Origin of the sequence: Butyrivibrio sp. VCB2006 (assembly GCF_000420945.1) — a bacterium.
Lineage (GTDB): Bacteria > Bacillota > Clostridia > Lachnospirales > Lachnospiraceae > Butyrivibrio.
On sequence record NZ_ATVX01000002.1, the window covers coordinates 19,460 to 46,323 of the forward strand.

Here is a 26,864-nt window from a genome sequence, read left to right on the forward strand (position 1 = left end):
AATACAAACAAAGTTATTATAGCCAAATAGTTTTTCTTTTTCAATACTCAAAGGTTTCTAGCATTTCAAGGCTCTTTAGGGGCCTGTCTATATATTTTTTCCTATATTCCACAGTTATCTGATCAAGTTGCGCAAGAACTTCTTCCGACAGATTAAAAGAAAACAATCTGCCAAGCGGACTTGAACTTATATACTCCATGGCATATTTAGTAGATTCCAAAAGCCCACTTCTGTCAGGAATACCGGGATATTCACCCTCTATCAAAAGAGCTCTGAGCTCAAAAATGCATCTGACCAGCTTATTGGAAATATTATCCTTTAATAGAGCTTTAAGTGAAAGATAAAGCAGATTCAAAAGCTCAATATCTTCATTATTCTCTCTTGTATAAAAGCTGCAAAGCTCAAGAAAAAAGGTGCCATAGCAGGCACCTTCCAAATTAGTCCTGAAACCTTCAAAATAATTTTCGATATCCGCTTCCACAATAGTATAAGAATTCTTACCAGCAAAAAGTTTAAATGTGCCAAAGCAGAAAGGCTCCACCATACCAGAAAGCTTGGCTGATGGTTTTCTGGCGCTTCTGGCAAAGGCAGTTATCTTGCCCCTCTCTGCCGTAAAAATCGTTGCAACCCAGTCATAATCTCCTGCCGGAGCATGCTTAAGTACTATTCCGCGGACGATTACAAAATCTTCCATGTTAAAATCCTGATCCTGTGATAAAACATCACAAAAACAACATTACTTCAAATCCCTGATATCATAGCCGAAGCTCTTCATCTGGGTCTTGTCATCTCTCCAGTCACGCCTTACCTTTACCCACAACTGAAGATTAACCTTGCAGCCCACCAGTTCTTCTATATCTATTCTTGCAGCAGAGCCGATTTTTTTGAGCATTGCGCCACCTTTTCCAATAACAATACCCTTATGAGAATCTCTCTCGCAGATGATAGTAGCATCTATATCCATAATTCCATCAGGGTCGTAGCTTTCTTCAGGTTGCTGAAGTCCCGATAAATCAAGGACCATAGGTCCGTCAAAGTCTTCATCCATATCATCCTGCATGAGAGCTGCCTCTTTTTCCATAGCTTCAAGTTTGCTCTTTTTTGGCGGATGCTGATGTCTGTTCTTTTTCTTCTTAGGCTTAGGCTCCTCTACCTTTTTTTCCCTCATTCGCATAGTTTCTATTGTAACCGCTATACCATGTGGAACCTCATCCTGAAGAAGACGAAGTGCTTTTTCTCTGATAATCTCAGCCGCAATCTGCCTCTCAGGCTGGTCTGTAAGAGTTTCCTCATCATAAAATGGAGGTCCAAAAGGAAGAAGTTCTTTAATGGCATCCATAAGCTCGTTAATGTTCTGTCCCTTAAGTGCTGCCGTATGAACAACCTTATCAAAATCCATCTCAGCCTTATAGGCATTTTCAAACTTTTCAAGGTCATCTTTGGAAACGGTATCTATCTTGTTAATGACAAGAATCACAGGCTTTTTACACTTTTTAAGTTCTTCTATGATTGACTTCTCACCTGCACCAATAAAGGTACTTGGTTCAACAAGCCACAGAACCACATCCACCTCATCAAGTGTACTCTTGGCAACCTTGGTCATATACTCTCCAAGCTTATTCTTGGAATCATGGATTCCGGGAGTATCAAGGAATATCATCTGGCAGTCATCATCAGTATAAACTGTCATAATCTTATTTCTGGTTGTCTGAGGCTTGTTGGAAGTAATGGCAATCTTCTGTCCGATCATATGGTTCATCAGTGTGGACTTTCCAACATTTGGACGTCCTATCAGTGTAATAAAACCTGTTTTAAAATTATCCTTCATCTTATCCTTTCTTCTTTTTCTTACTAATCTTCCTGATTATAAGAACAATTACGGTCACAAATGCCGCAAAGATCACAAGCTGCGGAATGTGAATCACAAACCAGATAAAAAGCTCGGCAATAGCATGAAGTACATCGCTGCAGCTTTCAAGGAAGCCCTCAACCATTCTCTTTCCGGCACTCTTTTCCTCTACAGGTGTATATTTGGTAACCTCTGTAACATCAAGATATACTGTGCTGTAGTTTACCTTATTGTCGTAGGTGCGAAGCTGTGATTCAATACTCTCAATTTCATACCTTACGTCAGAAAGCCTGCTTTCAACTGTAATGATGTCTTCTACTGTCTCTGCAGATTCTACAATCTCAAGAAGTCTGGTTTCCTCAGCTTTAAGCGCTTTTTTCTTGCTCTCAATATCAACATACTGAAGAGTTACATCCTCTACGTTCTTGGACTTATTGGTTATATTTGTTACGCCTTCTACAGTCTCAAGGAATAAGTCAAGCTTAGCAGCAGGAATTCTGATTGTAAGGTCTGCTGTTCTTGTTATTACTCTTCCTGAGTATCTGCTACCATTGTAAATGTTGCTTGATTCCACATAGCCGCCAAGTTCCTTGATCTTACTATCAACAGATCCAAGAACTTCATCAAGGTTCTCTGCTTCTGCAGAGATATTCATGGTAGTGATCAGCTTTCTTGAAGTATCTACAACCTGTTCTGCCTGAGTATTACCGGTTAATTCTGCTGATTCTTCAGTAGCAAAATCAGCTGTTTTGTACTCATATACACCATTTGAGTCATAAGCAGCTTCTGTTGCAGCCGGCGACTCTGCGTAATAGCTGTCTTTGTTGCTTCCGCAGGCAGTCAAAAGAAATGATGCTGCCAAAACACCTGTTAATAACTTTGCTCCAACACTCTTTTTCATAGTTTTTCCTCCCCAATGTAAAATAGTTACCTATTTACAAGCTGCTGAATATCATCAAACAGCTCTTTTTCCTCATCAATCTTGTCATTAGTACCAATTACGCAAAGGCATTCATCCTGCATAAAGGCATCAACATAATCTGCAAGGCTTCTGATTGTCTCCTTGGTTGTGCCAAGAAGTTCATCACGGTTTTTCTGAATGTTCTCCATTTTAGCCTTGCAAAGATATGCTGTAAGGCCGTAAGCTCCCTTCCCCGAAGGAGTCTTAGGAGTATCAAGATCAGAGATGGCTCCAATGATATACTGAAGAATTGTTCTGTCATCATCATCGAAGTTTCTAAGGTAATCAGCAGCTTTTTCGAATACATCAATACTGTTCTTAAGATTAGGATCTCGGTAAGTCACAAAAGCACTGTCACCATTCTTAGCGTAGCTGCTCATACATCCATAAGCGCCACCAATAACTCTGATGTTCTTCCAAAGGTAATCGTACCCCATCATCACCTTAAGAACACGAAGGGCCCCATTATACTTAAGTCCCTTGCTTGCAAAGTTACCTGCTCTGCATACATACTGAACCTGGCCTGCTGTTTTGAAGGCCTCGTTCTTCTTGGTAGTTTTAATATCAAGCTTTCCAAGGTTAATCTCTTCTGTGTAAAGGCTATCTGCAAATTTCTTGCTGTTTTCAGGAATTCCGACATATTCCTTGTCTGTTCCTGTAATATCAACCAAAAGATTATCTGCCCTAAAGATTGCTTTGCTAAGCATTTTCAAGGTTTCAATGATTTCTTTTGCACCGGCCTCAGTGTTTATCTCCTTGTTAAGCTTTTCAAGGTGTCTAAAGTAACCTATTCCGCTTACACAATCGGATACATACGCAGCCGGAGAGATATAACTCATGGCACGAAGTGCAGCTGTCTGATGTCCTGCTGATGCAAGGTCTGACTGAAGTCTTGCATACTGCTCACCAAATATCTCTTTAAGTCTCTTAACATCATCAAACTTAGTTGATGTAATAATCTCCTGAACAAGATCGAAAGCCTTATCGATATTACCATGAAGCACCTTGACGCTTATTTCAAAGGCTGTCTCAAACCTTGTTGCGTCATCAGAATCAGTGTATGTGCTGATTGCTCCTGAAAGGCCGCCTGTGAAGATATTGATCTCGTTATAAAGATCTCCATAGGAGTAATTGGCTGTATCCAGCATTCCAAGCACCTTTTTAAGCACAGATGCATATGGAAGGTACTTAGCATCAATATTCTTAAGATCAAAGACAAAAGAAATATAGTCAATTCCATTGGTAAAGATGTCGTGATGAAGAATTTTTACGCCCTCATGCTCCTTGAGCTCATATATGAACTTTTCTGATTCCTTCTTGAGGTCAGAAAGCTTAAGAAGCGGAATTTTCTTAAGATCCTCAGGATTATCGGGCTGTTCCTGATACTCTTTTAATTCCTTTGTTTCTCGTACAATCCTATCGATTTCCTCTTCTGAAAGAGAAGCCTTATAGGAAGCAAGCTTTTCCTTGAGCTCCTCATCCTTTTTCTCTGTAAGTCCCTGCTGGGGTTCCAAGAGAAGAACTGTTCTGTGCGGGTTGTCCAAAAGATACTTCTGAATAAGATCTTCAAAATATCTTCCCTTTGCTTCTTCCTTGAGCTGCGCAAAAGTATCGTTGGCTTCGACATTTATCCATGGACTGTTATCGTCATAAAGCCAGCTGTCAAATATCTGAAGGCCATATAAAAGTCCCTTAGGGAATCTGCCAAAATCTGCCTCTCTATACTTGAATTCATCGAAATTAAGTCCCGCCAAAAGAGATTTCTTGTCAATTCCATCTCTTACCTGCTGCTCTAAAACTTCTCTGATGGTTGCAACAAACTCATCCTTTTGGGAAGCATCTGCATTCTTGGAAATGATGGAAAACACAGGCTGCTGAAGGCCATTGTCGTACTCACTGTAAGCATCCTGACCAATTCCCTTATCAATAAGAGCTTTTTTGATAGGTGCTCCCGGAGCAGAACAAAGCGCATAATCAAGAATATCAAAAGCAATGTAAAGCTTTCTGTCGAGGGTTGAGCCAACGCTACAGTTGTAGGACAGATACGTATTCTGATCCAGAGGCTCGCTCTCCATTATTGAATATGACTTGTGTATCTCCTTGGGTGCTGCAAAAGCTTCCTGTCTCTGTATCTTTGAATCTACCTCAAGATAATCAAAGCTTGAAAGATAGTTTTTATCGATGTAATCCAGCTTCTCAGCCATATCCATATCACCGTACAGATAAATATAGCTGTTTGATGGATGATAATATTTTCTATGGAAATCCAGATACTCCTCATAGGTAAGCTCCGGAATAACATCAGGGTCACCGCCTGATTCAATTCCATAAGTAATATCCGGATAAAGAGAGTTCTGAATTTCTCTTGAAAGCACGTCATCAGCTGAAGAGAATGCTCCCTTCATCTCGTTATAAACAACACCATTGATGGTAAGAGGGCTGTCCTTATCTTCCATCTCATAGTGCCAGCCTTCCTGCTTGAAAATCTTGTCAGTTTTATAAATATTAGGATAAAAAACTGCATCAAGATAAACATGCATCAGGTTATGAAAGTCTGCATCATTACAGCTGGCAATCGGATAAACCGTCTTGTCAGGGAATGTCATTGCATTCAAAAATGTATTGAGAGAACCCTTAACAAGCTCTACAAATGGATCCTTTATAGGAAATTCCTTTGATCCGCACAAAACAGTATGTTCTATGATATGCGCAACTCCGGTAGAATCCTTAGGTGGAGTCCTAAATCCAATGGCAAAAACCTTATTATCATCATCATTGGATAAAAGAGTTACCCTTGCTCCTGTCTTTTTGTGCCTGAGAATATAGCTGTCAGAATTAAGATCTTCTATTCTGCGACTCTCTATAATCTCGTAGGTTGTTAAGTCTTCTAATCTCATCTATTATTTATCGCCTTTCAAATGTATTTACATATAATAAACAAATCAAATGTCAAAATCGTCCCCGCTCTTAAACGGAAGATCAAACTCATCTTTTTCTTTTTCTTTTTCTACATGGACATGAGCTGTCTTGTAATCAGATTTCTTCTTAAAGACAACTTTTCTTTCGTTTTTCTCTTCCAGAGGCTGCTCAGAAACGTCCGGCTTCTCAGGTTCTTCTTTCTTCTCGGTCTGCTTTCTATCAAGAGAAATCTTTCCCTCAAACTTAGGCATCCTCATCTTGGACTTATCAATGTCCATCTCATCCTCAGCTCCGGTTGGAAGCACCATGCCCTCCGGTACAAAACGAGGTTTCTCGTCTTCTGATTCTTTTTCTGTTTCTTTTTCTTTTTCTGCAACAGTAGTTCCTGTAACCATAGCTTCTGCTGAAAGCTGTTCATTGGTTTTGGTCTTTTCAGGCAAATCTTTATGCACAGTCTCATGGCGCGTCAATGTAATAAGAGAAACAACACAGGCAAGCACAAATGCAAAAAATACAGTAACCATGTTCTGGTCATTCATTCTTGTGGCGCCAAAGAAAGGAGTTGCCATAAATACAAGGATTGTAGACAAAAGCCATGGTGACACTCTACCGAAATTCTTATTTCTGAAAAATCCCACCAAAACTCCGGACATGGCAACAAAGGTAATAACATAAACCAACTTGTAGTTGGTATAGGTCCAAAAGGTGCTAAAGGTATTAAGGTTATGGAAATAATATGAAGCCCAGTTGGCAAGCACGGCGCCCATCTTAAACAGACCTGCTTCCTGGATGATCATAGCAAAGAATGTGATAGCCCCCGCAAGCACTACAAAAATGAAACTAAACGCTCCGGTGTGTTTGTCATCTCCTGCCATAAACATGACAGAAAGAAGCAGTGGAAGTACTGAAACAAGCGTTCCCGCATCCAGATAGGCCATAAAGCCAACAACTACACCGACAATAACATACCAAAAGATGAACCACTTAGAGGTATATGCCCCATCTGAAGCATCTTTCAGGTACATGCTTATGATAAGGAGCTCTATACCCAGCATAACCATAAACAGCTCGTCTGTTCCAATTATTGCCTTCTGCAAATTCTCAGCAAATATTGGCATAAAAGAAACATAAGCAGCAAAAATAACTGAAGCAGCCTTTCCAAGAAGCATCCTGCATGTAATGGTTCCGAGAATCACAAAAACCATAAAAAATGCAATCTGTACTCCGAATGCCGTAATAATCTTGTTGCCTGTAAAGTATAAGACCACCCTAAGAATGTCAGAATATACAACAGACAAAAGGTCATATTCCGTGCTCACAGAAGTTGCTCCCACCTTGGCATTTTCAAATAAAGAAAGCTTTCCGGTAGGCGCCACCGTGGTTCTGGAAAGAACATCCAATCTGTAAAAAATACCGCCCGCAAAAACGGCAATAAGCATCAAAGCATAAATTACTCTGATGCCCTTTGTTTCTGCCATATCATATATTCCTATATGGTCGCATATTCTTCCAAATAAAAAAGTCAGCACATTCATTATCAGCACACTCAGCACTGTCAGAATAATAGAATATGCCAAAGTCATGTCATTAGACGGAAAAAGTCCTGAAAAGAAACTAGAACTCGCTACCATTATCACATCAAAAATCATAAACACAATCAAGATGCACAAACCTGGCCACATACGTTTTAGTTTCATTTCAGGACTCCCCCACGTCTCATATTTTGTTTTATAGATTTTATTGAATAAAAAACAAGACTTTTTTCATAGATAAATCATAAAAATCGTGAATCAATTACTCTTCAGGCTCATCCCAGTTGTGATATACTGCCTGAACATCATCATCCTCGTCAAGAAGATCAAGGATTCTTGTCAGATACTTAACTGTCTCCGGATCAGTTACAGAAACATAGTTCTGAGGAATCATTGTAACTTCTGCAGAAGCTGTCTCAATTTTAGCCTCGTTAAGAGCCTCAACTACAGCCTGGAAATTATCAGGAGTTGTAAGGATCTCGTAGCTATCGTCTTCTTCATTAAAGTCATCAGCGCCGGCATCAAGAACAAGCATCATAAGATCATCAGATGACATCTTGCACTCTTCCTTGTCGATAAGGATCTGACCTTTGTTATCAAACATATAAGATACGCAGCCAGGAGTACCAACGTTACCGTTACCTTTTGTAAATGCGCTCTTAACATTAGCTGCTGTTCTGTTCTGGTTATCTGTAAGAGTCTCAACGATGATAGCTGTACCACCTGGGCCATATCCTTCGTATGTAATACTCTTGTAATCAACTGCTCCATCAGCTCCTGATGCCTTCTTGATACCACGCTCAATAGTATCGTTAGGCATGTTGTTAGCCTTAGCTTTGGCAATTACTGTTGCAAGCTTAAAGTTATTAGCTGGGTTTGGACCGCCCTCCTTAACTGCAACTGCAATTTCCTTACCAATGATTGTGAAAATTTTTCCCTTTGCAGCATCATTCTTTTCTTTCTTATGCTTGATGTTTGCAAATTTTGAATGTCCTGACATAAAAAACTTCCTTCCTTTAAAGATAAATCTAATTTGCTATTTCTAATTCTTTTTCTTCCTGGGAAACCTCTTCATCAGGGAGCTTGTTAACCAATGCACTCTGAATCATGTGATTATCTACAGAAAGAATCTTGAAACTATAGCCGTCTACTGTTGTGCTAAACTCATCATCAGCCTCAGGAATCCTGTCAAGCTTAGATATCATATATCCGTTTAGCGTTTCAAATTCTGTCTCGCCGAAAGATATTTTAAATCGTTTCTCCAGAACTTCAAGAGGAGTTTTCCCCTCTACTATATATTCGCCGGAATTCTTGGTAGGTTTGACAAAGTTTTCATCTTCATCATACTCATCCATAATATTTCCAACGATTTCTTCCAGAATATCTTCCATTGAAACAAGTCCTGCTGTCTGGCCATACTCATCAATAATGATAACCATCTGAGTCTTGGTGGACTGCATGCTGTGGAAAAGAGAATCTATGTTTCTCGTCTCCGGAACAAATTTGGGCTGTCTAAGAAGACCCTTGATCTTCCTAATAGGAAGTTCCTCATCTGTCTCCTCTGACAACTTCTTCATGGCATCTCTTATATGCATGATACCAATGATATGATCAATATCATCAAGGTATACCGGGAATCTGCTATTGTTGGTGTCCATCATGAACCCAACTGCTTCCTTAAGGCTCATGTTGGCATCAATCGCCACCATTGCCTTTCTATTTGTCATAATATCTCTGGCCTCTTTGTCTGAAAACTCGAAGATATTGGTGATCATGTCAGCCTCTGTTTCCTGAAGAACACCCTGTTCCTGTCCCTCAGTAACCATTGACTTGATTTCCTCTTCTGTTACATCAGACTCATCCGCTTCCCCTCGAATTCCAAATAGATATAAAAGACCGGCAGAAAGAGTATTGGCTATGAAAACAAACGGATAGCACACTCCAAGGATTATCCTTACAGGATAAAAACAAACATATATCCATTTATCAGGATATCTTGCCGCAAGCTTTCTTGGAATAAGAACGCCAAAGCACATGATAAGGAGACTTATGATAAGCGCGGTACAAAAATAAATAATCCGACATGAAAAATCAGCGTCTTCCGCCACCAATCCGGCATAACCTATAATAGCCTTTGCAATGCTAATGGTGACGATACCGCCCAAAATCATATTTACTACAATATTAAAATACTGAATGCATTTAATAAGATTAGCATCATCCTTGATGGCCTTAAGAATCTTGGCACTCAGCTGCTCCTTGTTTTCCAGAGCTTTCTTTTCAATTTCCTCTTCCTTGACATGGCCCAGAGCAACACCGAATCCATGTACAAGAATGTCCATTAAAAGAATAATGACAAAAATCAGAATACTGACAGAAGGCAAGCCTTCGTCCATAGTAGTTCCTCCTATACATAAAATGTCAACTTACACTATAACATATTTTGATTAACTAGACTAGTAGCCCCAAAATCAAAGGGTAAGTTTATCAATTTCTGCCCTTATTACCTCGCTATACACACCATCCTTGGACTTTTCTTCATAGGACAGCTCCTCATAAGGTACCAAAAGAGGATGCTTTCTCATAAGGTTGTCCCTCTTTGGGTCATATGTCCAGTGATTTGCAAAATAGAATCTGCTCCACCTGATGTGCTCGATTTTCCATGCATCTTCCGAATTTTCTTCCAGCTCACCGTCTGAGACAAGTCTTTTCTCAATCCAATAGTGATCAGCTCTTGCAATATTAGAGCTCTTGAAAAAGCCATTAAGCTTCTTCCACTCACTCTCAGCTTTTTCCTCGAAATCATCCCCTGCATTTTCGCCGCTGTATCTAAGGTGATAATCATAGTTAAAAAGCTTTCCCTGTCTATAGAGCTTTTCTTTTTTGATATTGTCTTCCGTTAAAATATCAGTCATATCGCCAAAGGCAACAATCTTATTTGAGATATAAAGCTGCGCAAGTCCTGCAGGATTCTCACAGTAGCAATGAATCTCAGCGTCAGGATTGACATATAACACCTTCTGAACCAGCTCAATGCTGTGATTCTGAAGTGTATAAATTACCCTTGTCATCTGCGCAAGGCAGTCGATACCCTCTTCCCAGCTTTCTTCATGAATAACGATTTTGTCTTTATTCATGGTATTAAGGCTGCCGACAAATTCAGCCGCTGAAGTAGAACAGCCCCAGATATGATATTCAATCTCCTGATCAAGCCCGTAAATATTGTTAAGATATCCGTACTTAAATATTGCTGTTCCAACCCTGCCAAAGCCGATGATAGCTATCTTTATCCTGTCTTTTCTCTTCTCATATAAATTGTATTTTCTCCAATAATCCCTGGCCATAACATCGTAAATATTGAAGAAATGAAGGCAAGAAGCCCCTTTATCCGCAGTGTCAAGAAGGGACGGATCAATATCTCTAAGCATCATAAAGACATTGCTTCCGGCAAGCTTTTTCTCATTTTCTGTATAAAAGCTGACATTATCCATGTCATTTTCAAACATGAGTATATGATTTTTGACCTTTTCAACCTTAAACTTCTTAAGGTTATCCCTGTCATCATCAGGGTTATTGAAGATTGTGTAGCCATGAGAAAGGTTCTGGCCCAGTTCCTGACCAAAATCATTGTCGGTATAGACTACCGTAGCATCTCCGCTTAATCTGGTAAAAAAGTGATCAACCTTGGCGTAGGCATATCTAACGACGCTCAAAATGATGCCGGCTGTAACGATTACAGCAGTAATCTCAGCAAAGACAATAAGTGAATTTTCAAAATCCACAACCGGATTAACAAAATACAAAGCAACAGATGCGTATACTGTCTCCCAGACAGGCAGTTTTCCATAATAGCCATAACCTATACAGGCGACAATAAACGGGATAAGACCAAAGGCATAAGAAATCCAAGGACATTTTTCTTTTATGTAACTAAATATTTTCATGTTCAATCCCCCACCAAGCTTATGTTCGCAATTATTTAGCAGATCAGAAATTGCGAACCCTCTACAACCTTATCATTTTTCGGTGTTTCAAGCAATAAATCTTTATATGGAGCACTTTTCATAGTAAAATACAGTGTGAAAGTTCATTTGGGGGATATTTATGGTTTCACTTATTTCAACTATGATAAATGCTGTAATCAGCTTTTTTCTATATATTCTCAAGGCCTTTTTCTCCATGCTGGCCTGGTTTTGTAAGAGCTTATTCAAGATCCTTAAGCTTTTCTTTTGTGTTCTCCCTCTAACCTCCATAGCATTTCTTCTTTTCTTTATTTTGAATATCATCCTTGTTTTCAAGGGTATACCGGAGATCGAAGCTTTTACGGAGTACGAAGAGCTTTTGGAAAAAGATGCGGCTGTTTCGGTCAAACTTTTTAGAGATCTTCGCATTTGGCTTGTTCTTAATATCTATCCAACCAGAGGCAGCATTACCTTCATTTTGCTAATTATCCTGGCCCTTGTTATGGCTGTTCCGGTACTATTTGCTGTTCTTTCCATAGGCGTCTTCATGTCCTTTGGACAATTTCTGTTCTACGCGGCCTGTGCTGATATCGTTATATACCTTATAAGAGCCATATTTCAGAAATCATTTGCCGCCCAGTTTCAGGACAGATACTATCGTCTTTTCCCAAATTCCGGTAAAAGACATTACGAAAAAAATTACGAAAAATGGCTCAGAAGGCATCATGAAGAATTTGAAGATGATGATAGCCGAGATTATCTAAGACGCAGCGAACGAGATTTCTATGAAGATGACGAGTATGACGATGACTACGAATATGATGACTACGAGGACGAAAGCTATCCAGACAGATACGAAGATGACTACTACGAAGATGAAGAATATGATGATGACGAAGACTATGACGAGGACGATTACGAAGCGGAGTACTATGAGGATGACGAGGATGAGGACATGAACGACTCCGGACCTTCTGCAGCCTTTAACTTCTTTGCAGGCTGCAGTTCCAGAGAAAGTGTAGACCGTAAGTACAAGTCACTAGTAAAGCTCTATCACCCCGACAACATGGACGGCGACACTGCTGCTCTTGCAGAAATCAACGTTCAATATTCAGAAGCCAAAAAGAAATTCGGATAAAAAGAAAGATTAGGAAAACTCCAAAGTCGAAAGTTTCCTAATCTTTTTATTATTCCTGTATTTTGCTCATTCTGGCATAACTTCCGCCAAGAGCCACAAGCTCATCATGCGTGCCCTTTTCTTTAATACGGCCATCCTCAATAACAAGTATCTGGTCTGCATTTCTGATAGTAGAAAGTCTGTGAGCAATAGCAATTATTGTTCTGGATCCGGTAATACCATTAATTGCCTTCTGTATCTGCTTTTCAGTCTCAACATCAACCGAAGCCGTTGCCTCATCTAAAATTATGACAGGCGACTTTCTGAGTATCGCTCTGGCTATGGCCACCCTCTGTTTCTGTCCTCCGGATAACCTAAGTCCTCTTTCTCCCACAACAGTGTCGTAGCCATCCGGCATGCACATAATATCCCCGTGAATATTGGCAGCCTTGGCAGCTTCAATAATCTCAGATCTGGAAGCTTCAGGCACGGCATAACCGATGTTTTCTGCTATTGTCCCATTAAAAAGAAATGTATCCTGCAAGACAGGTGAAATATTCTGCCTAAGACTCTCGATAGTCACTTCATTTATGTCATGCCCATCAAGATAAATCTTACCACTTGTGGGTTCATAAAATCTTGAAATAAGCTTTGTCAGCGTTGTCTTTCCTACTCCGGTAGGTCCTACAATCGCAAGCATTTTGCCCGGTTCACACCTAAAAGAAACATCTTTTAATACTTCTATATTTCCATCCGAATTATAGGAAAAGCTGACATTTTCGAATACAATATCTCCTTTTACATCTTTAAGTGAAACTGCATCCGGCTTATCGGTTATTTCGCAGGGAGCATCCAAAACTGCCATTACACGCTCTGCTCCGGCCATGGACTGCTGCATATTTTCAAGTAGATTTGCAAGTCCCGTAACAGGAGCATAAAAAAGCCCCAAATATAACAGGAATGCCACGATATCCTCTACTCCAACACTTTCCTTGTAGGCAAGATATCCTCCAAAAGCCACAACAAGAATTGTTCCCAGTGAGGAAATAAACTCAACTGAAGGATGGAAAATTCCGCTTAGTTTAAGTGCTGTAAGCATAGCTTTTATATGCTCGAAATTACTCTTATTAACCTGCTCCGTCTCATATTCTTCCCTTCCAAAGGACTGAATCTCATTGATTCCGGACAGGTTGTCCTGTAATTTTCCGTTCAGATCACCCATTTTCTTTTGGGAAATCTTAAAGAAAGGTCTGACCTTTTTTGAAAAAATAACTCCGGAAATAAAAATAAACGGAATCGGTGCACATGTTATAAGCGCCAGTTTCCAATTTATAGTAAGAAGAACTATAAGAACTCCGAGGAAAGTCACCACATTAGTAATAGTCTCAGGAATCATATGAGCATATAAAAGCTCAAAATCCCTGGTATCATTGACAATCCTGCTCATAAGATCGCCGGTCTGCTTGTCATGAAAATAGCCGATATGCATATGTTCAAGCTTGTCATAGGTTCTGGTGCGAAGATCTCCCACCAGATACCATGCAGCCTTGTGCGCAAGATAGTTACTTAAGAATCTAAAAAGAACACGAAAAAGATACAGCGCAACCAAAGATGCTGTAAGAAGCCAAATGGTATTTAAATCCGATTCTTTAACACCGCTACTGACAATTCCCGTCATCCTTGACAGCACCTTAGGGGCAGTAAGATTTATTGCTGTAAGCATTAGTGTTGAAAATATAGCAATAACGTACAGGTATCTATACCTGATTGCCTCGCGGCTAAGTCTCCACAACAATTTCATACCTTTTCCTCCAGGATAGTGGATAATTACGCCTCTGTGAACACTCTTGGAACCCTCTTATTAATGTCACAGGTAAGTTCATAGTTAAATCTGCCGCTCATATCCCCCAAAGCTTCTGCGGTGATCTCTTCTCCGGTGGTCTTATCCTTACCCAAAAGAACAACCTCATCCCCTTCTTTGACATAAGGAATATCCGTAACATCTACCATGAACTGATCCATGCATACTCTTCCAAGAATATTGGCGTGATGTCCGTTTATAAGAACGTATCCCTTATTGGATAGGCTCCTTGGATATCCATCTCCGTAGCCAACAGGGATCGTAGCAATCTTGGTCTCTTTATCTGTCACAAAGGTTCCGCCGTAGCTGACAGGTGTTCCGGCAGGAACATCTTTTACCATAACAATATGACTGATAAGCTCCATTGTAGGCTTAAGCTCCACTATATCTCTTGAGACTTCATCAGAAGGCCACATACCGTACATGGTAACTCCGGCTCTTACCATATCCATTGAAGATTCCGGAACGGATATAATGCTGGCTGAGTTAGCGCAGTGTCTTAAAGGAATACGTCTTCCTGTTCTCTCCTCTACAGCGGAAATGAAATCCGCGAATACTTTTTCTCTTTCTCTGGCATTTGAAAGATCTGCTTCATCTGCCCTTGCGAAGTGAGTAAAAATGCCCTCCACATGAATTCCCGGCATGTACATAACTTCCTGAACAAAAGAAACGCCGTTGTCATCAGGAGTAATACCTATTCTGCTCATTCCGGTGTCTACAGCAATATGAATCTGTGGAAGCTCTGTAAGCTCACCACTATCCATCAGTTCCTTGCCCACCTCAGACAGTTCTTTGGCCATATCCAATCTGAAAACAGTTGGTCTTATGCCCTCAAGAAGCATTCGTCTGTGAGAATATGGGAAAGTATAGCCCAAAACCAAAATAGGTTTTTTAGCTCCTGCGTCCCTAAGCTCAAAAGCTTCCTCTGCAGTAGCTGTTGCATAGCCCCAGATATAATCAACATCTTCTAGCATCTGCGCAATTCTGACAGCGCCGTGACCATAAGCATCTGTCTTAATGACAGCCATGATCCTGGTTCCATCAGGTATATTTTTTCTCATAGATTCCAAATTGTATTTAATCGCGTCAAGATCTATCCTGGCGTAAACTCTTGAGTATTCTTCAAGCATTTTCAAACCATCCTAATTCAAATCTTACTAAGGATTTCTTCCATCCCCTGTATAATATCCGTAGCAACCATGGAGTGTTTACCCTTCTCAGATGCAGCCTTATCTCCTGCAAGTCCATGAAGATATACGCTTAAGCAGGCGATTTCAAAAGAAGTCTTGCCAAAGGCCATAAAGGCACCTATTATGCCGGCAAGAACATCACCGCTTCCTGCAGTAGCCATTCCATCATTACCGCTCATATTAATATATATCTTTTTCTCTTTACTGTCAGCAATAACTGTCCTTGCGTCCTTGCAGATGACTGTACAATGCAGGTTCCGGGCAAGTTCCGTCGGATACTCCAGAATATGCTCCTTGCAGTCCCTGATATCCCGGTCAAACAGTCTGGCAAACTCTCCCAAATGAGGAGTAAGTACAAGTTTTCTGCCACTTCTTGCATAGTTTGATAAAAGATTTCTAAGCTCATGATCCCTGGAAACAAGAGTAAGCGCATCAGCATCAACAACCAGATTCCCCGTGTACTCTTCCAGGGTCTGTTTGACAAGTTCAAATCCGCTCTGGGCTGTGCCGATTCCGGGGCCTAACACAACCGTGCTTGCCCAATCAAAGCATAGCTTAAGCTTCTCATTAAAGGCTTCAAAATCCTGGTATGTAACAAGCATTGCCTCAGGCATAAGTGCCTTGATAACCTCAGCATTTTCCGAAGCAGTAAAGATTTTTACCATTCCTGCTCCTGCTTTTAAGCAGGCATTTGCAGCAAGTATACACGCTCCGCTTACATCCTTAGACCCGGCAATAATCAGAACTTTACCGTTAGTTCCCTTGTTTGCATCTAATATGCGCTCCGGTAAAAGAGCTTTTATATCCTCATCATAGAAAAAGGCATGAGGTTCTTTGGATAAGAAACTATCCTCCGTTATTCCGGCGTCCTCCACTATGAGTCTTCCTGTATATTCACACCCAGGATACAAAATATGCCCCAGTTTAACCTGATTAAAGGTAATTGTCATATCAGCCTTTACAGCCACTTCACACAACTTGCCGTTATCTGCATTAATTCCAGAAGGCATATCCACAGAAGTAACCAGAATATCTGATTTTCTTTCTTCCTTGCAGTCATTTATATATCTGACAGCCTCAGCAAAATCTCCTGTTACAGGTCTCGAAAGGCCTATACCAAACATGGCATCTACTATGATATCCCACTCTGCAGGGCTTTTGTTGTCTCTTATATTGGAAAAAGTGTCAGGAGCAACACCATATTTTTCAAGGATTTTAAGCTGTCCTAGAAGTAAATCCGTACATTTGGTGAAATCTCCGATTATACAGATGCTAACAATTATCCCCTTTTGTTTAAGAAGTCTTGCTATGCAGGCTCCGTCACCACCATTATTTCCAACTCCGGCTATAACCAGGGCACGGACTTTTCTTTCTATGTTTCTGGAAGCAATCCATCTCTCAATGTTTTCGACTACTTTAAGAGAAGCTCTTTCCATTAGAACGCATGATTCTACCCCAAAGATTTCAGAGGTATTTCTATCATATATTTTCATTTCCTGGCTATTTACCGCATACCTCATAGCTTCCTCCAAAAACAGGCTGCCTGTTAAGGCAGCCCGTAAATCATTCTACATATTCACCGTCAGTGGACATTGGGCGTCTTATAGGATGCCTTCTGTCCGGGTCATACTTCATATCAAAAAGATCAACAACTTCAGGTCCGAAAATCTGATGCATATAGGAATAGAGATTATAATTCTCCATTTCAGCTTCCTGAAGCCTTATAACGTTCTTTTTAAGTTCTATCCTTGCTCTCTTAATCCACTCATCAAGAGCGTTTATATCCGCAGTGTTATCATGAAGTCTCTCATAACAAACCTTCATGGTTTCTATCATCAGCTTATAATCAACATCGTAAATCTGTTTGGAAAGATCAAGAAGTTCATCCTGATGGCTGTCTATTTTGTCATTACACTCATTGATCAGTCTGGTACGTTCAGATATCTCTTTTTCGATATCAGGAGCATTGCCAAGTTTATTGGCCTTATCCCTTAGTGGCACAATCTCACCAAGAAGCTTTTTCTTGAGCTTCTTGATGTCCTTGGTCTGACTCCTAAGCTTGCCATCCTTCTCCACAAGGGCGTTAAGCTCATCTGCCAGCTGTTCTATTTCAGGTGTCATGTCTGTCTGCGTAAACAATTGATGCCATTTATTATCCAGCGTCAAAATAGGAATGCTCTTCCCTTGCAGCGCAGACATATAAACTTCATCGTTTTTTGCCATCAGATTATCTCACAATCATCAGTTTATGTGTTTTCGTACCTGTTTATATTATACGATAATTTCATCAAACTGTCAGATAAATGTACATTTTCTACCTGAATATTGTTAGGAACTTCCAGGTCAACATGGGCAAAGTTCCATATAGCCTTGATTCCGCACTCAGCAAGCTTATGGGCCATTGGCACAGCCTGCTCCTTGGGAATGGTAAGAACAGCTATCTCAATCTGGTTCTTTCTGACGAAATCTTCCATTTCATCTACCGGGCGAACCTCAACATCGCGAATCTTGGTTCCATAGAGCTCAGGATTGCAGTCAAAAGCTCCCTTAAAGACAAATCCTCTTCTTGTAAAATTAGTGTAACCTGCAATAGCCTTACCAAGATGACCTGCACCAATTATCACAAGACTGTGCTGTTTGTCGATTCCAAGGATCTTACTGATCTCGTCATACAGATAATTAACATTGTATCCGTAACCCTGCTGGCCAAAACCACCAAAATTATTGAAATCCTGTCTTATCTGAGATGCTGTAACCTTCATAATATCTGAAAGTTCCTGGGAGGAAATTCTCTCAACCCCCTTCTCTTTAAGATCCCCTAGATATCTAAAATAGCGGGGAAGTCTTGCTATCACCGCCTGAGAAATCTCTTTATCTGCCATTACCTTCTCCAATCCTGCGCAATAAATACGCTTTTATATTCAAATGTATATATAAAATTGTTAATAAATTCTCAATTATAATTATAGCTATCCGTTAAATAAATGTCAATTGAAATAAATCCCATAACCACGCCATTTTCAGCGCATAATTATATGTTATTTCTAGTGAATAAAATTCTCCAAAACTACTAATTTAGTGACATACGCAAAAAGTTCCCGGACATTTCTGCCCGGGAACTCTTATTTTTATTAAATTTTGATTAAATACTTATTAGTTCACAAGAACTCCGTTCTCATCAAAGGTATACTTATGAGTCCACTTTGTAATGGTTCTGCCAATTACCATATGACCTTCACTATCAAAGTAGTGTCTTCCATCCTCAAAGTCTACAAAGTTACTCTTAACAACTGCGCCCTTGGCATTTAAGTAGTATTTATAGCCATCTACTTCAACTACTGTATCAAAGAGCTGAACGCCGTTCTCATCAAAGTAGTACGTTGTACCCCACTTTGTCACGAAGCCTGTTGCCATGTAACCATTTGCATCAAAGTAGTATGTGTTTCCATCTATTGTCACATAATTCTGCTTAACAAGCTGTCCCTTTGCATTTACATAGTACTTGTAGCCATCCTCCAAAGCAATTATAGAGTCAGTAACCATCTTACCTTCTGAATCGAAATAGTATACTGCGCCCCACTTTGTCATGAAGCCTGTTACCATGTGACCATTTGCATCAAAGTAGTACTTACCATCCTCAGTTGTCACATAATCCTGCTTGACCATAGCACCATTTGACTTGAAGTAATAGGTATAGCCATCTACTGTAAGCATTCCTGTGTACTTAGTACTGTCCTCAAGAACATAGTAGGTTGTTCCCCACTTTGTAACAAATTCTCCGACAGGAACTTCAGGTTCATCCGGCTCTACAGGGCCATAATAAGAAGCATCTGTAATAGCCTTACGTACAACCAAAGCTCCCATTCTGTAGGTTCCGTTGCCAAAGCTTACTGTCAGCTGTCCATCTGTAACTTCACATTCAACTGCTGCAAGAGTGTATGTATTTGCTGCATTACCAACCTTGAAGTTTACGCCCTCTACAGTTCCGGAAACATCACTCTTATATACTGAGTTACTGAGAATTTCTACCTGATACTTGCCATTTTCAACATCTACAAGGAAGGTTTCATTTCCAGGAAGAGCAAAGTCTGTGTATACAAGCCATGGAAGTTCGCCATCAAAAGTGAACTCTTCTGTACGGCCTTCCATCTTAGACTCAGGATTTTCAAAACCATAGCCCTTATCTTTAGAATAAGCACTACCAAGATCCTTTATCTCCTTGTTACCCTTCTTAGGGTTTACTGTTACTCCGGTCCAGCCTTCTGCAATACGGCTATCGCTGATACCAAAGTCAAACTTGTAAAGAGAAGGATACTTAACTGTAGCTTTAAGGTTTACTACGCCGTCAAAGTCAGCAACTGTACCTTCAACATTATAAGTTGTGCCAAGGCTTGCCACATCAATATCTGATGTATTCCAGGTTACATCTGCTGCTGCGGTAGCACCGCTTGCATATGTAACTGTTACCTTTGAAGGAAGTTCAAAGTTCTTGTTAAGATACTCTATCTCTGCATAAGAATCAGCAGCTGAAACCACGTAGTCGCCTACAATATGAACTGTGATTTCTACTGTGTCCTCTGTACCATCGACAGATCCCTTAAGTGTGTAATCACCAATCTTGTTAACATCAAGCTTATCAGTATTCCATGTTACTGCTACATCCTTGGTTGTTCCGTTAAGGAATGTAGCCTGTACAACTGAAGGAAGCTTAACTTCATTGCCAAGGATAACTCTGATATCCTTAATCTCTGCGTATCCTGTAGGAACATTTGCAACTACCTTAACAGTTACATCCACAGGATTAGATGAATATCCGCGAATATAAGCGTGTGCTGTATATTCTCCAGGTGTATGAAGATCAACTTCACTAGCATCCCATGTAATAACTACTATCTGCTCTACACCTTCTGAGTCAGTTACTGAAATGAACTGTTTCTTAGCTGCAAGAAGATCAGCTACAGACTGGCCATCAGCAAGTGGTGTGTCCTGAACAAGTTCCATATCTGTAAGTTCTTCATTGAGCTTATCAATAGCTACAGTTGTCTGAACTGTAAGTGGTGCTGATGCAAAGCTCTCTTTGCCATCTACTACAGAAGCAATCTTATAAGAGTAGAAGCTTCCACCCTTAAGTTCTGTATCTGTAAAGCTGTAAACTGATGAAGGCTCTGTTTCCTCTTCCTGCGCCTCGCCATAAATAGGTGTAGCAGCAGATACTACAATCGCATTAAGAATTGCGAGGTTTCCTGCATTTGAAGAAATAACTTCAATCTGGGAAGAACTGTCAAATACCACATAAGTAGTCTTAACGATATCCGCCACTTTTGCTGACTGTGACACTACGCCAAGATCTTCGCCGTTTACATATATCTTTGTTCCGTTATATGCGTTGTTGTTATAAGCAGCTCCGGCATATACATCAACCTTGTAAGCTCCTGCAGGAACATCAATGAGGAACTTAAGCTCATTGTCAGCTCTTACAAGATCACAGCATGCCTTCTCAACATCTGTCTGGGTATCTCCTGCGTTTTCAATACCCACACCAACTCTGTTCCAGTTAACTGCAGAGCCTGTGCCTGTTGCCCAGCCATAACCATTAACATCAGAATAATCATCCGCAAGAACTCTTACAAAGCCATTCGCATTGCCTGACTTGTATCCCATATCAAAATTCTTGATAGCTGCGCCATCTGTATAGCCTACGATAACCTGCTCTTTTGCTCCACCGGATGCTTCCTTAGAACTAAGACCATTTGCGTCAAGCTCAGCTACTGTTTCGTAATCGCCTACTGTCTGATTGCCGTTTTCATCAACAGTTACATCAGCTCTTTTAACAACATAGCCTTCTACCTTGTGGCCATATACACCGTCGTTAGCAGGTGTAAAATTAAGAGTTGCACTGTTTGAATCCATCTTTTCTTCTGAAAGCTGTGCTGTGATAAGTCCTTCAGAAATCAGATAACTTGTATGTGCAGGCTGGTTGTAACCAACGTTCTGCCAAGCAACACCCTCTCTGTAGGCAAGGTCTGTAAGTGAGCAAGGAATTACATAATCTGTCTGAATTGTTGTTGAGTAAATTCTGATCTTGCTGTTATCTGCAGAACATCTCGCGATAATTTCATCTCTCCAGTCGCCAAGGATATCTGCTACAAGACCAAGGTTACCCTTTGTTCCGTTGCTGGTAAGAACCTGATCTGACTCCATCAGTTTAATAGATGTCTGGTTCTCATAATCCCATTTCTCAATAGTTGTTGTAAGTGGTGCGTAAGCTGCACTGTTAAAGGTGTGATCCTGAGTCTCTGCAAGGAGATCTCCATCCCAATAAAGTGAGAAGTTAACTGCAGGAGTTGCTCCATGTGAAAGAGAAATCATAGAGCTTGTCTCACCGTCTGACTTGCCAACTTTTCCTGAAAGTGAACCGAATACGTCTGCATTTCTTGAATCCCATGAAGGCTCATCATTGCCCATATAGTTAGGATTTGCAATTGACCAGTACTCTGCACCTTCTGCTGTAGGATCAATATCGGAAGCCATTCCACGTCCGGTATCTTTACCAGTATAGTAACCTGTGATGATTTCGCCTGTCTCAGCGTCATGAATTTCTACATGATATGCCGCGTTGTCATGCTCATGTACACCCATAACCTCAAGGCCAGGTCTTGAAGGAATCCAGTCACTTACATGCATTGCATCGCCATGGCCTAAGCCTGTGCTGTAAAGAACAGTTCCATCATTGTCAAGAGTCAGAGATCCATAGATAATCTCATCCTTGCCATCGCCATCAACATCGTTAACTGAAAGGCCATGGTTACCCTGTGCAGTGTAAGCGCTGCCGCCTTCAATATTATCTGTATCAAATTTCCAGTAAACACCAATCTGCTCTACTTCATTGCCTTCATCATCAGTTGTCTTTGTGAGGTAATAAGCTGTAAGAGCTGTTCTTGTATAATATCCTCTTGCAAATACTGCGAAAGGAGTTGTTCCATTGAGGTAAGCTGTAGCAGAAAGGAATCTGTCTACTCTGTTACCATAACCATCTCCCCAAGCTGAAACAGATCCTCTTGCCGGAAGATAATCAACTGTGTCAATAAGCTCACCTGTATTTCCCTTGAACATTGAGAAATACTCAGGTCCATCAAGAACGTATCCGCCGCTGTTTCTGTAGTCATACTTAGGACTGATTGTATCTGTAGGAAGTGCATCGCTGTTGCATGCTCCAACATATCCGGTCTCAACTAATTCACCATCCATATTTGTGTATGTTGTGGTACCATCAGCTGTCTTGACAGCGATTTCTGCAATTCCGTCAGCATCAAAATCCCAAACCTGGAACTGTGTATAATGTGCACCTGAACGGATATTTACTCCAAGGTCAATTCTCCAAAGCTGCTTTACTGCGCCTGTTGAGAAGTTTACATCATATCCGTCAAGGAAAGTCTTACCTGTGTAACCTGAACCTGAGTTATCCTTGGCATTACTTGGATACCACTTAACGATAAGCTCAAGCTCTCCGTCTCCGTCAAGGTCTCCAACTGACATATCATTTGCTGTATATGTGCAGGTAGAACCATCAGGCATTGTCTCATCTTCAGGCTTATTAAGAGCAAACTCCATGTACTGATTAGCCCATACAGAAGTATCTACGCTATTAAGGCCAAGAGATGAATCGTTTGAACCAACTACTCTATATGTATCAGAAGCGCTTCCTGCCTCATCTACAAGGTTTGTAACCTTAAGTCCGCTGGCAATCTGTTCACCATTTCTGAAAACGTCGAATGTTGTTGTAAGTTCTTTTCCGCTAAAGTCCTTAGGGAAACTTCTCCATGAAAGGTATACACCTGAAGTAATAGGATTACCTTCCGCATCTGTAGCTGAAATCTTAGTCTCCGCACCTGCATCTCCTGCAAGATTGATTGCAACAAGCGCACGGGAAGCGTAAGTCTCAAGTCCTCCTGCAACAAGTGAACCAGCAATTGGAGTAGCAATAGCCTCAGACTGTTCGCCAATTCCGCCTGCATTCATTGCTGCAACTTTGTAATAATAATGAACATTTGTAGCTATTTCAGAATCTTCATCTGTATAGGTATTGTTATCGGATTCTCCAACCTTAACAAATTCCTTGAAGCCCTTATCACTTTCAGCCTTTGCTGAACGATAGATTACATACTTAATTACATTCTCAGAAGCTGGGCTTTCATCCCAAGCAAGTGAAATAGTATTCTGAAGTTCTTCCTGACCATCCTCAGGACTTGTGCACTTAAGGCCCTTTACTGCAGTAGGAACAGCCACATTAGGATCAAGCATTGACTGAGAAACAATATTACTCTTAGCTGACTCTGTTCCATCTGCCACAAGACATGTCATGTAATATGAATAAGTCTCGCCAAGAGTAGCTGACATAGCACGACAGTCAAGTTCATTATCAATAAGCTCCTGTGCTGAGTAGCTCTTAACCAGATTGAAGTCCTTATCTGACTCGCCCTTCTGATATACTCTGTAGCTCACAGCATCTTCTACCTTTGTAAAGGAAAGAAGGAATGTTGCTGTAGTTCTTTCAAAAGAAAGCTCTGTAATAGCAAGGTTACCGGGAGCCGGAAGAAGTGAAGTTACTGTCAAACCATTGATGTACTGGTTTGAACCTTCAACAGTCACATTGAGCTGTCCATCGGTAATACTTACAGTTCCTGTGCAGCTTCCAAGAGACTGCTTGCAGGCTATTGAACCGATAGAAATGCCTTCAGCTGAATATGCAGGCTTAATTGTACTTGTTCCGTCTAAAAGATCTCCTGCATAAACGGTTACTTCATAGGTTCCGTTTGGAAGATCAACTGCAAACTCTCCTGCGCCAAGGTTAAAGTCATCTGCCATAGCTGATGAATCAGCCTTGCCGTTGCCGCCTCTGTAACGACCGTTATTAGGAGCAGTTTTCCATCCGTAGCCCTTGGCTGCATCGTACATTTCGTTCTGGTTAACACCGGTCCAGCCTTCCATAGTAGGCGAATTGTTGTAGTTAAAGTCAAAACGAAGTCCTGCTGTCTTGGTTGATACAGCTATTTTCTCAGAAAGCTCACCAACACCGTAGCTGTTGAAGCCTCCGATAGCGTAAACATAAGTCACTCCACCGGCGCAGTTATTATCTACATAGCTTGTTTTGCCTGAAACTGAGTATTTTACAGCTTTATCAAAAACTACATCATCAATTGTCTGGCCATCAGAAAGAGCTGCTCTGTAAATGTAGTAAAGCTCTGATCCTTCTGAAGCTTCCCACTCAAGAGAAATGCTAGTAGCACCAACGGAAGTAGTCTTAAGGCCTGTTACCTGAGCAGGTGCCTGAGTTGCTTTTTTAACCTCTACTAAAGAAGCAAGGCTATCAAGAGCATCTGTAGTATTCTCTACATCACCGTTTGCATAATCAACAATACCCTCTGCTACACACTGCGCAAACTTAAGTGCACCGTAGTACTGAAGATGTGTTGAATCGTCAACGCCGCCTGCATATGCGCCGCCTGAAACCTCTCCTGCTGCAAGTTTGAGGAACAGCATCTTGGAGCCTTCGATTCCAAAGTTGTTACATACCTCAATTGAGCGCTGTGTAAGATCTACGTAAGGAACATTGTACTCTCTTGCAAGTCTAAGCATAACCTGACGGTAAGCTTCAAAGTTGCTGGCAAAAGAATTAAGTGATCCATCAGAATTTGTTGTATAGCTGTAACGAGCTACAGGAGTAACAAATACCGGTGTAACACCTCTCTCCAACGCACCGTTTACATAAACCATCATCCACTTTTCAAAATCATCTGCTGATACATAGCGGTTTGGTCTTGAATAAGTAGCATCGTTATGGCCCCACTGAACAAGGAGATAATCGCCCGGTTTCATATCCTCAAGGATATCGTCGAACTTGCCCTCATCAATAAAGGACTTGGATGAACGTCCACCAATAGAGCGGTTCTCTACAATAGCATTAGTAGTTTCATAAGTCTGTGACTGGCTGTAACCGCAAGTGTCACATTCTCTTTCCTCAACAAGATCGCCAAAGTATGTAGAAAGAACCTGGCCCCATCCTGTCTGAGGATAATAATATTCATCATAGGTCTGAACTGTTGAGTCAGAAGCTATGAAGATTGTAGGCTTATCGCCCCTCTCCTGTGTAGCAAGTCTTGTGATCTTGACGCCGGATACATACACTTTTGTAGTCTTGGCATCATTCATAGACTTGGCATCGCTTGTGCCAAGGAACTTGATATTAAGATTGCCGTCTACAAGGTTTGCCTCAAACTCCTGAGTAACAGTGGCTCCTGCAGGGACATTAATGCCGGAAACCTTGGTGATATCCTCAGCTTCCAGAGCTGCAGTATAATCGCTGTCTGTAGGGTTAACAAATGTAACCGCCACCTTGTAATCAGCATTATAAAGATCTACATCAAATGTAGAAGTGCTCTCATATGTATATACACCATAGCCTGTAGACTCTGTCTCTGTCCATATTTTGCTGGCAATGGCAACATAGTTTTCAGCATCTACTACATTTCCTGCTCCCGCAGATACCGCAGGGACTCTTGGATAATAAACATTATTAGACCAGCCTGTTGCTGCCTGGCTATAGTCAACATCGCTAAATCCATAGCCATTCTCCTGGCTGTAAACACTCTCAGAAGACACGTTGCCATTAGTACCAAATTTAATATTTGCTACCACAGTATCTTCTGTGAAATTCTCGTAACCATCCTCACCCTGATCAGCAATAACACCATCGGAAGAACCGGTTAATAATGCCTTGCTTTCAAGTAAAAGAGCTGCTTTTTCATCTGAAGTTTCATCAATTGTCTCTTCAGAAGCATCCTCAAAACTAAGTTCTTCTAAAGCATCATCAAGAGAATCCTCAAATAAGGCCTCGTCCTCAGAACCCTCTTCTAAAGACTGATCAGTTTCTTCATCCAAAACCACCTCAGATGAGTCTTCTGATGCCCTGTCAGATTTCTCAGTAGAAGCACTACTGTCAGTATCATTACTGCTCTCAGCCCCGCTCTCGTCTTCAAAGAACACCACGTCAGAAGAGTTAAGCAAATTATCGCCCTCCTGTGCAAAAGCCGTGATGCTGTTTGTGGCTGTAGCAATAGTTGAAGCTGCCATCATAGCGCTCATTCCAAGTGCCAGACTACGTCCAAACACTTTGGAACGTCCATTACTACCTTTGTACATCCCAACAACCTCCTTTTTCTTTCCCCTTTTTTGTTAACATTTCAGTAAAAGCAATCCCCCTCAAGATCGCAGACTTTAAAAATGTAACAAATAATTTAGTATCTAGTAAAATATTTTATGCAATTTGCTCTAATTTAGCATTGCAATTTCGAGGCAATACTTTGCAATTTTGACCATTTGAAATAGTCAGATTTTAGCTGCAAATTTCGGTATTTTCCGTTCATTTAATCATCTTTTTAGACCAGTTATCATGCGGCTTTCAGGCAATTGTTTA

Annotated in this window: 15 protein-coding genes; 1 reads left to right on the top strand and 14 read right to left on the bottom strand. The window is 40.8% G+C overall.

Annotated elements, in window-relative coordinates:
* Nucleotides 1-40 precede the first annotated feature (40 nt).
* The 8 genes from recO to G613_RS18310 all read right to left on the bottom strand — a co-directional run bounded on the left by recO (nucleotide 41) and on the right by G613_RS18310 (nucleotide 11,205).
* Nucleotides 41-694 carry a DNA repair protein RecO gene (recO, locus tag G613_RS0101635; protein WP_029230987.1) on the bottom strand — a complete coding sequence of 218 codons (654 nt, stop codon included), beginning with the start codon at nucleotides 692-694 and terminating at the stop codon, nucleotides 41-43.
* A gap of 42 nt (nucleotides 695-736) precedes the next feature.
* Nucleotides 737-1,828 (bottom strand): GTPase Era, encoded by a 1,092-nt coding sequence (era, locus tag G613_RS19770; RefSeq protein ID WP_029230988.1) that lies wholly within the window; start codon nucleotides 1,826-1,828, stop codon nucleotides 737-739.
* Nucleotide 1,829: 1 nt separating this feature from the next.
* Nucleotides 1,830-2,750 carry a DUF4349 domain-containing protein gene (locus G613_RS0101645; protein WP_029230989.1) on the bottom strand — a complete coding sequence of 307 codons (921 nt, stop codon included), beginning with the start codon at nucleotides 2,748-2,750 and terminating at the stop codon, nucleotides 1,830-1,832.
* Between the two features lie 26 nt (nucleotides 2,751-2,776).
* The gene (locus G613_RS0101650; protein WP_029230990.1) at nucleotides 2,777-5,707 is read right to left on the bottom strand and encodes an insulinase family protein; all 2,931 of its coding nucleotides are present in this window, start codon (nucleotides 5,705-5,707) and stop codon (nucleotides 2,777-2,779) included.
* Between the two features lie 45 nt (nucleotides 5,708-5,752).
* Nucleotides 5,753-7,426, bottom strand: coding sequence for a hypothetical protein (locus G613_RS0101655; protein ID WP_029230991.1), 1,674 nt, complete (start codon nucleotides 7,424-7,426; stop codon nucleotides 5,753-5,755).
* Nucleotides 7,427-7,523: 97 nt separating this feature from the next.
* A complete protein-coding gene (locus G613_RS0101660; RefSeq protein ID WP_029230992.1) occupies nucleotides 7,524-8,261 on the bottom strand; it encodes a YebC/PmpR family DNA-binding transcriptional regulator in 738 nt (245 codons plus the stop codon).
* A gap of 28 nt (nucleotides 8,262-8,289) precedes the next feature.
* On the bottom strand, nucleotides 8,290-9,657 hold the full coding sequence (locus G613_RS0101665; RefSeq protein WP_029230993.1) for a hemolysin family protein: 1,368 nt from the start codon (nucleotides 9,655-9,657) through the stop codon (nucleotides 8,290-8,292).
* A 75-nt stretch (nucleotides 9,658-9,732) separates the two neighbouring features.
* Entirely contained in the window at nucleotides 9,733-11,205 is a 1,473-nt protein-coding gene (locus G613_RS18310) for a RyR domain-containing protein (RefSeq protein WP_029230994.1), read from the bottom strand.
* A 160-nt stretch (nucleotides 11,206-11,365) separates the two neighbouring features.
* Here G613_RS18310 and G613_RS18315 point away from each other — a divergent pair, with 160 nt between their 5' ends.
* Nucleotides 11,366-12,361, top strand: a complete 996-nt coding sequence (locus tag G613_RS18315; protein WP_029230995.1) for a hypothetical protein — start codon at nucleotides 11,366-11,368, stop codon at nucleotides 12,359-12,361.
* Between the two features lie 49 nt (nucleotides 12,362-12,410).
* Here the strand turns inward: G613_RS18315 and G613_RS0101680 are convergent, their stop codons facing one another.
* The 6 genes from G613_RS0101680 to G613_RS18320 all read right to left on the bottom strand — a co-directional run bounded on the left by G613_RS0101680 (nucleotide 12,411) and on the right by G613_RS18320 (nucleotide 26,590).
* Complete coding sequence (locus G613_RS0101680) at nucleotides 12,411-14,141, bottom strand: ABC transporter ATP-binding protein (protein WP_029230996.1); 1,731 nt, start codon at nucleotides 14,139-14,141, stop codon at nucleotides 12,411-12,413.
* A 26-nt stretch (nucleotides 14,142-14,167) separates the two neighbouring features.
* Nucleotides 14,168-15,331 carry an alanine racemase gene (gene alr, locus G613_RS0101685; RefSeq protein WP_029230997.1) on the bottom strand — a complete coding sequence of 388 codons (1,164 nt, stop codon included), beginning with the start codon at nucleotides 15,329-15,331 and terminating at the stop codon, nucleotides 14,168-14,170.
* A gap of 17 nt (nucleotides 15,332-15,348) precedes the next feature.
* The gene (locus G613_RS0101690; protein WP_029230998.1) at nucleotides 15,349-16,911 is read right to left on the bottom strand and encodes a bifunctional ADP-dependent NAD(P)H-hydrate dehydratase/NAD(P)H-hydrate epimerase; all 1,563 of its coding nucleotides are present in this window, start codon (nucleotides 16,909-16,911) and stop codon (nucleotides 15,349-15,351) included.
* A 43-nt stretch (nucleotides 16,912-16,954) separates the two neighbouring features.
* Nucleotides 16,955-17,614, bottom strand: coding sequence for a hypothetical protein (locus G613_RS0101695; protein ID WP_029230999.1), 660 nt, complete (start codon nucleotides 17,612-17,614; stop codon nucleotides 16,955-16,957).
* A 23-nt stretch (nucleotides 17,615-17,637) separates the two neighbouring features.
* Nucleotides 17,638-18,273: a redox-sensing transcriptional repressor Rex gene (locus tag G613_RS0101700; protein ID WP_029231000.1), complete on the bottom strand. Its 636-nt coding sequence runs from the start codon at nucleotides 18,271-18,273 to the stop codon at nucleotides 17,638-17,640.
* 271 nt (nucleotides 18,274-18,544) lie between these two features.
* Nucleotides 18,545-26,590 carry a rhamnogalacturonan lyase family protein gene (locus G613_RS18320; RefSeq protein ID WP_029231001.1) on the bottom strand — a complete coding sequence of 2,682 codons (8,046 nt, stop codon included), beginning with the start codon at nucleotides 26,588-26,590 and terminating at the stop codon, nucleotides 18,545-18,547.
* Between the last annotated feature and the right edge of the window lie 274 nt (nucleotides 26,591-26,864).